Origin of the sequence: Streptosporangium sp. NPDC000509 (assembly GCF_042898365.1) — a bacterium.
In the GTDB taxonomy this organism is placed as follows: domain Bacteria; phylum Actinomycetota; class Actinomycetes; order Streptosporangiales; family Streptosporangiaceae; genus Streptosporangium.
Genome location: NZ_JBIAYX010000020.1, coordinates 1 through 12,869, shown reverse-complemented (window position 1 = coordinate 12,869; position 12,869 = coordinate 1). Strand labels below are relative to the sequence as shown.

Below are 12,869 nucleotides of genomic sequence, written 5' to 3'. Positions count from 1 at the left end.
CGGCGCGTACCTCCGAAGTACTCCGAGGCGAGCCGGGATCACAGTTCTTTCAAGTGACCCAGTTCGCTTTCGATGATGCCGAGAAGGTCCTCGGCACTCGCTGATTCGAGCATGTCTGCGACAGCGATTTCACTAGTTCCTGCGCCGCTGCCGCTCACCTTCCCCAGCAGCTGCCGAAGCCGGGTCGCGATGCCGTTCCGAGTGATTTCGTCCATCGTGTCCTCGGAAAGGGCGGCCTCGAACCGGTCGAGGTCCTCCAGCAACGAGGGCTTCGCGACCTCGGTCTCTCCGGGAGCGATCTCCGCGAGGAGATGTTCGGCGAGCACGGTGGGAGTGGGGTAGTCGAAGACGAGGGTGGAGGGCAGCCGCAGCCCGGTGGCGGTGTTGAGCCGGTTGCGCAGCTCGATCGCGGTCAGCGAGTCGAAGCCCAGCTCGCGGAACTCGCGCCGTACCTCCACCGCCGTGGAGTCGGGGTGTCCGAGTACGGCGGCGGCCTGGGCGCGGACCAGGTCGATCAGCATGCGGATCCGCTTGGGGTGGGCTAGGTCGGCGAGTCGCCGGGACAGTTCCGCGCCCGCGCCGGCACCGCCGGTCTCCGAGAGCGCGGCGGCCGTACGGCGGGTACCGCGCACCAGGCCGCGGAACAACGGCGGCACCTGCTCCTGCGGCAGTGTCGGCGGGTTCAGCCGCACCGGGATCACGAGTGGTGAGTCCGACCCGATCGCCACGTCGAACAGCGCCAGCCCCTGCTCGGTGGTGATCGGCGGCAGCCCGGCGGCGGTCATCCGCTGCACGTCGGCCTGCGACATACCCTCGGTGATCCCGGTCGTCTGCGCCCACAGTCCCCAGGCCAGCGACAGCCCCGGCGATCCCTGCGCCCGGCGCCGCGCCGTCAACGCGTCCAGCCAGGCGTTCGCCGCCGCGTAGTTACCCTGACCCGCGCCGCCCATGACCCCCGCGAGCGAGGAGAACACCACGAACCCGGCCAGATCCATGCCCTCGGTCAGCTCGTGCAGATGCCACGCCGCGTCCACCTTCGGCCGCAGCACCGCATCCAGCCGCTCCGGCGTCAACGAGGCGATCGTCCCGTCGTCCAGCACACCCGCGGTATGGATCACCGCCGTCAACGGGTGCTCCTCCGGAACCCCCGCCAGCAGCGCGGCCACCTGACCCCGGTCGGCCACGTCACAGGCGGCCACGGTCACCTGAGCGCCTCGCGCTGCCAGCTCACGCTCCAAGTCCCGCGCGCCGGCCGCCTCCGCGCCCCGGCGGCTGGCCAGCAGCAGGTGCCGCATGCCGTGCTCGGCCACCAGATGCCGGGCGACCTCCGCCCCCAGACCACCCGTCCCACCGGTGATCAACACCGTGCCCTCCGGGTCCCAGACCTGAGGCATGGTCAATACGATCTTGCCGGTGTGCTTCGCCTGGCTCATGAACCGGAACGCCTCCCGGCCCCGGCGCACATCCCACGCCGTCACCGGCAACGGCCGCAACTCACCGGCCGCGAACAGCTCCATCAACTCGGCGAGAATCCGCTCCAGCCGCTCAGAGCCGGCGTCCATCACATCGAACCAGTGGTACTCCAACCCCGGGAAGCTCTCCTGCTCACGGATGTCCAGCTTGCCCATCTCCACGAACCGGCCCCCCGGACGCAGCAGGCGCGCCGAGGCGTCGATGAACTCACCCGTCAACGAGTTGAGCACCACGTCGACGCCCCGCTCACCGCAGACCTCCCGGAAGCGGTCCTCGAACTCCAGGGTGCGCGACGAGGCGATGTGATCATCCGGGATGCCCATCGACCGCAGCACATCCCACTTCGCCGGACTCGCGGTCGCGAACACCTCCACCCCGAGCCGCTGCGCCAGCTGAATCGCCGCCATACCCACACCACCGGTGCCCGCGTGCACGAGCAGCCGCTCGCCTTCCCGCAACCGGGCCAGATCCATCAGCCCGTAGTAGGTGGTGAGGAACACCACCGGGATCGTCGCGGCCCCCTCGAAGGAGATCCCATCGGGAATCTTCGCCAAGGTCTTCGCCTCGGCGACGACCAGTGGACCGAAACCGCCCTCCGTGAGACCGACCACGCGGTCACCCACGCGCAGGTCCTCCACCCCCTGGCCGACCTCAAGCACCACACCGGCGGCCTCGCCACCCATCAGGCCGACCTTGTCCTGGAACCACCCCAGCGCGTTCAACCCGTCCAGCAGGTCACGGAAGTTCACCCCCGCCGCACGCACCGCCATCCGAACCTGACCGGCCTCCAACGGCTCGCCCGCCTGCGGGAACGGCAGCAACTCCAACGCGTCCAGGCTGCCCTTGGCCCGGCTGCCCAACCGCCACGGCGTACCCGACGGAGGCAACAGACCCGCACCCGAGGTCAGCGACGCCAACCTCGGCACCCGCACCCCACCCTCACGCACCGCAACCTGCGGCTCACCGGAAGCCAGCACCGCGGCCAACGAGGCGGGAGGCACCTCCGTGTCGACGTCGACCAGCACGAACCGGCCCGGATTCTCCGACTGCGCGGAGCGCACCAACCCCCACACCCCCGCGGCCGCCAGATCGGCGACCGCCTCACCCTCACCCGCGGCCACCGCACCCCGCGTCACCACCACCAAACGCGAGTCGGCGAACCGCTCATCGGCCAGCCACCCTCGCAGCAGATCCAGCACCCCGGCCGTCACCGCGTGCGCCGACTCCACCACGCCGGTGTTCTCGGAGGAATCAACGGTGAACATCACCACGTCCGGCACCGGATCCAGCGAAGCGAGGTCTCCGGTCGTCTCGGCCACGCTCACCCCGGTGGTCGATTCCGACGTCTCAGGCAGTGTGCTCCACTCCACCCGGAACAGCCCGTCCCGCTCCACGCCACGACCGCCGTCGACGGCGAACTGGTCGGACGTGACCGGACGCAGCACCAGCGACCGCGCCGACAGCACCGGTTCCCCGGCGGCGTCCACGGCCGCCAGCGACACGGAATCGTCGCCCGTCCTGGCCAGCCGCACCCGCAGCATCGACGCGCCGGCCGCGCGCAGGCTCACCTCACCCCAGGAGAACGGCATCCGGCCGCCCTTGACCGGCTCCAGCCCGACGAACGGCACCGCGTGCAACGCCGCGTCCAGCAGCGCCGGATGCATCCCGAACGAACCGGCGTCACCGACCTGCTCGGGCAGCGCGACCTCGGCGAACACCTCTCCGTCCGCGCCGTGCCAGGCGGCGCGGAGATTCCGGAAGACCGGGCCGTACGCGAACCCTCCGGCGGCCAGGTTCTCGTACAACTCGTCCAACTCGACGGCGGTCGCGCCCTGCGGAGGCCACACCCCCGCGTCGAACGGCGCGGCCTCGGAAACCCCGGTCGCGAGCGTGCCGGTGGCGTGCCGCACCCACGGCACGTCGTCGGCCGCCTCGGCCGACCGGGCGTAGACGTTCACGCTCCGGTGACCCGTCTCCTGCGCGGCCCCCACCCACACCTGCACCGCGACGGCGTCGCTCTCACCCAGCACCAGCGGCGCCGTCAGGGTGAGCTCCTCCACCAGGTCACACCCGACCTGGTCACCCGCCCGCACCGCCAGCTCAAGGAAACCGGTACCCGGGAAGATCACCGATCCGGACACGACGTGATCGGCCAGCCACGGGTGCGATCGCACCGACAACCGCCCGGTCAGCAGCACCCCGTCGGAGTCGGCGAGGCCCACGGCGGCGCCCAGCAGCGGGTGCCCGGCCGTCGCCAACCCGGCCGCGGCCACGTTGCCCACGCCGGTCCCCGCCCTCCTGGGCCAGAACCGCTGGTGCTGGAAGGCGTACGTCGGCAGGTCGACCCGGCGAGCGCCGGGGAGGACGGCCTTCCAGTCGATCTCCACCCCGTGCACGTGCAGTTCGGCGAGCGCCGTCATGGACGTGACCTGCTCGTCGCGGTCCCTGCGCAGCATCGGCACGAGCACGGCCTCCGACTCGTGCGCCTCCGCGTCGGCGGCGAGGGTGTCGGCGGCCATCGCGGTGAGCACCCCGTCGGGGCCCAGCTCCAAATAGGCCCGCACACCCTGGCCGTGCAGGGTGCGCACGCCGTCGGCGAAGCGGACCGCGCCGCGGACCTGCTCCACCCAGTAGTCCGGCGAGCACAGCTGCTCGGCCGTGGCCGCCCGCCCGGTCAACGTGGACACGATCGGGATCTGCGGCGGGTCGTAGGTGAGCGACCCGGCCACCGCCCGGAAGTCCTCCAGCATCGGGTCCATCAGCGGCGAGTGGAACGCGTGCGACACCCGCAACCGCTTCGTCCTGATCCCCCGCTCCTCCAAGGCGGCGGCCACCTCAAGCACCGCCTCCTCAACGCCGGAGATCACCACCGACGCGGGACCGTTCACCGCCGCGACCGACACCTCACCCTCGCGTCCGGCCAGCAGCTCGGCGACCTGCTCCTCGGCGACCTGGACCGCCACCATCGCCCCACCGGCAGGCAACGCCTGCATCAACCGCGCCCGCGCCGCCACCAACGCACACGCGTCCTGCAACGACAGCACACCGGCCACATGAGCCGCCGTGATCTCCCCGACCGAGTGCCCGGCCAGCACGTTCGGCCGCACCTCCCAGGACTCCACCAGCCGGAACAGCGCGGTCTCCACCGCGAACAGAGCCGGCTGCGCCCACCCGGTCCGATCCAGCACCTCCGCCTCGGCCGATCCCGGCTCGGCGAACAGCACCTCACGCAACGACCCCTCAAGCAGCGGGTCCAGCTCGGCGATCACCGCGTCCAGCGCCTCGGCGAACACCGGGAACCGGTCGTACAGCTCCCGGCCCATCCCGGCCCGCTGACTGCCCTGGCCGGTGAACAACACCGCCAGCTTCAGCTCGCCCGCTGCCACCCCGCGCACCACACCCGCACCCGGCAGGTCCTCGGCAACGGCCCGCAGCCCGGCCAGCGCGTCGGCCCGGTCCCCGGCGACCACCACCGCCCGGTGCTCGAACGCCGACCGCGTCGTGGCCAGTGAGAACGCCACATCGCCGAGGCTCAGATCGGGCTCGCCGTCCACGTACGAGACCATGCGTCCGGCCTGCGCGCGCAACGCCTGATCGGTGCGGGCCGACACCACCCACGGCACCACACCCGCGGCCGGAGCCCCACCCTCTCCTTCCGGCGATTCCGGTGCCTCCGGCCCCTGCTCCAGGATCATGTGCGCGTTGGTGCCGCTGATCCCGAACGACGACACCCCCGCCCGCCACGGACGGTCCGTCTGCGGCCAGGGCGTGGTCTCGGTCAGCAGTTCCACCGCCCCCAGAGACCAGTCCACGTGAGAGGAGGGCTCGTCCACGTGCAGCGTCCGAGGCAGCACGCCGTGCCGCAGAGCCATCACCATCTTGATCACACCCGCGACACCGGCGGCGGCCTGGGTGTGACCGATGTTCGACTTCACCGAACCCAGCAGCAGCGGCCGATCCTCCGGCCGGTCCTGACCGTAGGTCGCCAGCAGCGCCTGCGCCTCGATCGGGTCACCCAGCGTCGTCCCCGTACCGTGCCCTTCCACCGCGTCGACCTCGGCGGGCGACAGCCCGGAGGCGGCGAGCGCCTGGCGGATCACCCGCTGCTGCGAGGGACCGTTCGGCGCGGTCAGACCGTTGGACGCGCCGTCCTGGTTCACCGCCGACCCGCGCACGACCGCCAGCACCTGGTGACCGTTGCGGCGCGCGTCCGACAGCCGCTCCAGCACGACCATGCCCGCGCCCTCGGCCCAGCTCACCCCGTCGGCCGCGTCCGAATAGGACTTGCAGCGCCCGTCGCCGGCCAGCCCGCCCTGCGCACTGAAGTCGATGAACGCACCCGGCGACGCCATCACCGTCACCCCACCGGCCACCGCGAGCGAGCACTCACCGCTGCGCAGCGCCTGCGTCGCCAGGTGGATCGACACCAGGGAGGAGGAACAGGCGGTGTCCACGGTCACCGCCGGACCCTCCAGGCCCAGCGTGTACGAGATCCGGCCGGACAGCACGCTTCCCGCGGTGCCGGTTCCCATGAAGCTCATCACGTCCGGGGGGAACTCAAGGCGCCCCGACCGGTAGTCGTGGTACATCATCCCGGCGAACACACCGGTACGGCTGCCATGCAGCGAGACCGGGTCGATTCCGGCCCGCTCGATCGCCTCCCAGGAGACCTCAAGAAGCTGACGCTGCTGCGGGTCCATCGCGAGCGCCTCACGCGGCGAGATCCCGAAGAACCCCGGATCGAACTCCCCGGCCTCGTGCAGGAACCCACCCTCACGCACATAACTGGTCCCCCGGCTCTCCCGATCCGGGTTGTACAACCCGTCGAGGTCCCAGTCGCGGGTCGTCGGGAATCCGCTGATCCCGTCCCCGCCCTCGGCCACCAGCCGCCACAGATCCTCGGCGGAGTTCACCCCGCCCGGGAAGCGGCAGGCCATGCTCACGATCACGATCGGGTCGTCGTCCACCGGCGGCAGCACCGACGGCGCCGTTTCCTGAACCTCCGCCTGCGCGCCCATGAGCTCGTCGAGCAGGTGTCTGGCCAGCACGGTCGGCGTCGGATAGTCGAACACCAGCGTGGCCGACAGGCGCAGACCCGTCGCCGCGTTCAGCCGGTTACGCAGTTCGATCACGGTGAGACTGTCGAAGCCCAGCTCGCGGAACTCACGCCGCACCTCCACCGTGTCCGGTGTGGTGTGCCCCAACACCAGCGCCACCTCGGTCCGCACCACGTCCAGCAGGACCTCGATGCGTTCCGCGGTCCCCAGCGAGGCCAGCCTCTGCGGCAGTTTGCTCCGCACCTGCGGGGCGGCGGCCGTCGAGCGGCGTGCGGCGGGAAGCAGCCCGCTCAGCATCGGCGGCAGCTCCGTGTGCGCCCGCAGCGCCGGCATGTTCAGGCGGACAGGGGCCACCGCCGGCGCACCGGACCCGATGGCCGCGTCGAACAGCGCCATGCCCTGCGGGGGTGAGATGGGCAGCAGGCCGCTCATGCCCCACCGCTGCACGTCCGCCTGCGACATCCGGCTCGTCATCCCGACGTCCTGCGACCACGGGCCCCAGGCGAGCGACACCGCCGGCAGTCCCGCAGCCCTCCGGTGCTGGACCAGCGCGTCCAGGAACGCGTTGCCCGCCGCGTAGTTGCCCTGCCCCGCCCCGCCGAACGTTCCCGCCACCGACGAGAACACCACGAACTCCACCAGGTCCATGTCGCGGGTGAGCTCGTGCAGGTGCCAGGCGGCGTCGACCTTCGGCCGCAGCACCCCGGCCAGCCGCTCCGGCGTCAGCGAGGCGATCGTCCCGTCGTCCAGCACACCCGCGGTGTGGATCACCGCCGTCAGCGGGTGCTCCTCCGGCACCTCGGCCAGCACCTCGGCCACCTGATCCCGGTCGGCCACGTCACACGCCGCGACGGTGACCTCGACCCCGTGCGCGATCAACTCCGCCTGCAACTCCACCGCACCCGGAGCGTCGAGCCCTCGCCGACTCACCAACAGCAGGTGCCGTACGTCGTGCTCGGCCACCAGGTGCCGGGCCAGCTCCGCGCCCAGACCGCCGGTGCCGCCGGTGATCAACACCGTGCCCTGCGCGTCCCAGCGCCGGGGCATGGTCAGCACGATCTTGCCGGTGTGCTTGGCCTGACTCATGAACCGGAACGCCTCCCGGCCACGGCGCACATCCCACGCCGTCACCGGCAACGGCCGCAACTCACCGGCCGCGAACAACTCCATCAACTCGGCGAGAATCCGCTCCAGCCGCTCAGAGCCGGCATCCATCACATCGAACCAGTGATACTCCAGCCCCGGGAAACTCTCCTGCTCACGAATGTCGAGCTTGCCCATCTCCACGAACCGGCCCCCCGGACGCAGCAGACGCGCCGAGGCGTCGATGAACTCACCCGTCAACGAATTGAGCACCACATCGACGCCCCGCTCACCACACACCTCACGGAAACGCTCCTCGAACTCCACACTCCGCGACGAGGCGATGTGATCATCCGGGATGCCCATCGACCGCAGCACGCCCCACTTCGCCGGACTGGCCGTAGCGAACACCTCGACCCCGAGCCGCTGGGCCAGCTGAATCGCCGCCATACCCACACCACCGGTACCGGCGTGCACCAAAAGCCGCTCCCCCGCCCGCAACCGGGCCAGATCCATCAGCCCGTAGAAGGCCGTGAGGAACGTCACCGGGATCGTCGCGGCCCCCTCGAAGGAGATCCCGTCGGGGATCTTCGCCCGGACCTGGGTGCTGGTGATCGCCATCGGGCCGAAGCCGCCCTCGACCAGGCCGACCACCCGATCCCCCGGCCGCAGGTCCTCGACGCCGGGACCGACCTCAAGCACCACGCCCGCGGCCTCGCCACCCATCAGGCCGACCCTGTCCTGGAACCACCCCAGCGCGTTCAACCCGTCCAGCAGGTCACGGAAGTTCACCCCCGCCGCGTGCACCGCCATCCGAACCCGTCCGGCCTCCAGCGGCTCGCCCGCCTGCGGGAACGGAAGCAACTCCAGCGCGTCCAGGCTGCCCTTGGCCCGGCTGCCCAACCGCCACGCCTTCTCACCGGCCGGAGGCAACAGGCCCGCACCCGAGGTCAGCGACGCCAACCTCGGCACCCGCACCCCACCCTCGCGCACCGCCACCTGCTGCTCACCGGAAGCCAGTACGACGGGCAGCGCGGACAGGGCCGTCTCGTACTCCTCCACATCGGCCAGCAGGAAGCGGCCGGGGTTTTCCGCCTCGGCGCTGCGGACCAGTCCCCACACGGTGGCCGCGACCGGGTTCGACACGGTCTCGCTGTCATCGGTCGCGACCGCGCCCCGGGTGACGAACACCAGACGCGAGTCACCGAACCGCTCGTCGGCCAGCCACTGCTGAAGCAGGCCGAGAACCCGTGTGGTCAGCGCGTGCGCCGCCTCCACCACGTCCGTGGAGTCATCGGTGTCGATCTCGACGGTCACCAGGTCGGGCATCCTGCCGAACGGCAGTTCCAGCGAATCGAGGTCGCCGGTGAGCTCGGCCACCTCCAACCCGATCACGGCGTCCACCGGGGAGACCGTCATCGGCACGGTGACCCAGTCCAGCCGGAACAGCGAGTCCCGCTCCACCCCACGGTCGGGGGAGGCCGCGGCGACCTGGTCGGACGAGACCGGCCGCAGCACCAGGGAGCGCGCCGACAGCACCGGTGCGCCGACGGCGTCCACCGCCGTCAGCGACACGGAGTCGGCGCCGGTCACGGCCAGCCGCACGCGCAGCGCCGACGCGCCTTCGGCGCGAAGACTCACGTCGCTCCAGGAGAACGGCAGCCTTCCGCCCTCGGCCGCCTCCAGCCCGGCGAACGGCACCGCGTGCAACGCCGCGTCCAGCAGCGCCGGATGCAACCCGAACGAAGCCGCGTTCGACGTCTCCTGCTCGGGCAGGGCGATCTCGGCGAAAACCTCGCCGTCCTGGCCGCGCCAGGCGGCTTTCAGTCCTTGGAACACCGGCCCGTAGGCGAGTCCGCCCTCGGCGAGCCGGCCGTACACCCCGTCCAGCCCGATCGCGGTCGCCCCCTCGGGGGGCCACACCGTGGCGTCGAACGCGGCAGCCTGGCCGTCGCCCTCGCCCCTGGTCGTCAGCGTGCCGGTGGCGTGCCGGATCCACGGCACGTGATCCTCGGCCTCGGCCGGGCGGGCATAGATGCCGAGCACGCGCCTGCCCGACTCGTCCGGGGCACCCACCGACACCTGCACCGCGACCGCGTCGTCCTCACCCAGCACCAGCGGCGTCGCCAGCGTCAGCTCCTCCACCAGGTCGCAGCCGACCTGGTCACCCGCCCGCACCGCCAGCTCCAGGAAGCCGGTACCGGGGAAGAACACCATCCCGGCCACGACGTGATCGGCCAGCCACGGGTGCGACTGCGACGACAACCGCCCGGTCAGCAGTACGCCGTCGGAGTCGGCGAGGCGAACGGCGGCGCCCAGCAGCGGATGCTCGGCCGCGGCCAGACCCAGGCCACGAGCGTCCCCGGCGCGCTTACCGGTCGGCCAGAACTGCTGACGCTGGAAGGCATAGGTCGGCAGCGCCACCCGGCGCCCGCCCGCGAGCACCGCCTGCCAGTCGAGCGGTACCCCGTGCACGTGCAGCTCGGCCAGCGCCGTCAGGATCGCCGACTGATCATCGCGGTTTCTCCGCAGCACCGATACGAGCAGAGGATTCGCATCCGCGTTCGTGCCCGTGGCGGGGTGGTGGGCGCCTGAGTCCTCTGCCACCTGGGAACGGGCGGCCTCGTCCGAATCGGCGAGCACCCTCAGGGTGTCGTCGGCCATCGCGGTGAGCACCCCGTCGGGGCCCAGCTCCAGGTAAGCGCGTACTCCCTGGTCGTGCAGGGTGCGGACGCCGTCGGAGAAGCGGACCGCGCCACGGACCTGCTCCACCCAGTAGTCGGGCGAGCACAGCTGCTCGTCGGTGGTGGGTTCCCCGGTCAGGGTCGAGACCACCGGGATTCGCGGCGGGTCGTAGGACAGTGTCCTGGCCAGGGTGCGGAAGTCCTCCAGCATCGGGTCCATCAACGGCGAATGGAACGCATGCGACACCCGCAACCGCTTCGCCCTGACCCCCCGCTCCTCCAGAGCGGCGGCCACCTCCAGCACCGCCTCCTCAACGCCGGAGATCACCACCGACGCGGGACCGTTCACCGCCGCGACCGACACCTCCTTCTCCCGCCCGGCCAACAGGTCGACGACCTGCTCCTCGGCGACCTGGACCGCCACCATCGCCCCACCCTCGGGCAACCCCTGCATCAACCGCGCCCGACCCGCCACCAACGCACACGCGTCCTGCAACGACAACACCCCGGCCACATGCGCCGCCGTGATCTCCCCGATCGAATGCCCGGCCAGCACATCGGGCCGCACCCCCCACGAGGACACCAGCCGGAACAGCGCCGTCTCCACCGCGAACAACGCAGGCTGCGCCCACCCCGTCCGATCCAGCAACTCAGCCTCAACCGACCCCGGCTCGGCGAACACCACCTCACGCAACGACCCGTCCAGCAGCGGCTCGAACTCGGCGAACACCTCGTCCAAGGCTTCAGCGAACACCGGGAAACGGTCGTACAACTCCCGGCCCATCCCGGCCCGCTGACTGCCCTGACCGGTGAACAACACCGCCAGCTTCAGCTCGCCCGCTGCCACCCCGCGCACCACACCCGCACCCGGCAGGTCCTCGGCCAGCGCACCCAACCCGGCGAGAACACTCTCACGGTCGCCGACCACCACCGCCCGATGATCGAACGCCGACCGCGTCGTCGCCAGCGAGAACGCCACATCGGCCAGACCGAGATCAGGCTCACCCTCCAGGAACGACGCCAACCGCCCGGCCTGCGCCCGCAACGCCCCCGCGGATCTTCCCGACACCAGCACCGGCACCACGTCCGGCTCGACCTCGCCCTGTGGAGCCTCCGGCTCCTCTGCTTCTGACTCGGGGAACTGCTCGATGATCACATGCGCGTTGGTGCCGCTGATCCCGAACGAGGACACCCCCGCCCGCCACGGCCGCTCCACCTGCGGCCACCGCGTCGGCTCGGTCAGCAGCCTCACCGCGCCCGAGGCCCAGTCCACGTGCGAGGACGGCGCGTCCACGTGCAGCGTCCGAGGCAGCACCCCGTGCCGCATCGCGAGCACCATCTTCATCACACCCGCCACACCCGCAGCCGCCTGGGCGTGACCGATGTTCGACTTGATCGAACCCAGCAGCAGCGGCCGATCCTCCGGCCGATCCTGACCGTAGGTCGCCAGCAGCGCCTGCGCCTCGATCGGGTCACCCAGCGTGGTGCCGGTGCCGTGACCTTCCACCACGTCGACCTCGGAGGGCTTCAAACCCGCCCCGGCCAGGGCCTGGCGGATCACCCGCTGCTGAGACGGACCGTTCGGCGCGGTCAGGCCGTTCGACGCGCCGTCCTGGTTCACCGCCGACCCGCGCACCACCGCGAGCACCTCGTGGCCGTTGCGGCGGGCGTCCGACAGCCGCTCCAGCACGACCATGCCCGCGCCCTCGGCCCAGCTCACCCCGTCGGCCGCGTCCGAGAAAGACTTGCAGCGCCCGTCACCGGCCAGCCCGCCCTGCGCACTGAAGTCGATGAACGCACCCGGCGACGCCATCACCGTCACCCCACCGGCCAGCGCCAGCGAGCACTCACCGCTGCGCAGCGCCTGCGCCGCCAGGTGAATCGTGACGAGAGACGATGAACACGCCGTGTCCACCGTCATCGCGGGACCTTCCAGTCCCAGCGTGTACGAGATCCGCCCCGACAGCACGCTCCCGGCGTTACCGATGCCGAAGAAGCTCATCGCCTCCGGCGGCAGCTCCACACTGGACGCGTAGTCGTGGTACATGATCCCGGCGAACACGCCGGTACGGCTGCCGCGCAGTGAGAGCGGGTCGATCCCGGCCCGCTCGACCGCCTCCCACGACGTCTCCAGCAACAACCGCTGCTGCGGGTCCATAGCCAGCGCCTCACGCGGCGAGATCCCGAAGAACCCGGGGTCGAACTCCCCGGCCTCGTGCAGGAACCCACCCTCACGCACATAACTGGTCCCCCGGCTCTCCCGATCGGGGCTGTAGAACGCCGCCAGATCCCAGCCACGCGTCGTCGGGAACGACGAGATCCCGTCCCCGCCTTCGTCGACCAGCCGCCACAGGTCCTCCGGAGACGTGATTCCGCCCGGATAGCGGCATGCCATCGACACGATGACGATGGGGTCGTCCGAGACCGATGCGAGCGTGGTCGGAATGATCACGTCGGCTCGCTCGCCGAGCAGCTCTCCCAGCAGGAACTCCGCCAACACCACCGGAGTCGGATAATCGAACACCAACGTCGCCGGCAGGCGCAGCCCGGTCGCCGCGTTCAACCGATTACG

1 pseudogene is annotated in these 12,869 nt (G+C 71.1%); it reads right to left on the bottom strand.

The annotated features are described in order from the left end of the window. Positions 1–38: 38 nt before the first annotated feature. Positions 39–12,713, bottom strand: a pseudogene (locus tag ACFY3D_RS31840) (SDR family NAD(P)-dependent oxidoreductase); the annotation flags it as partial. Between the last annotated feature and the right edge of the window lie 156 nt (positions 12,714–12,869).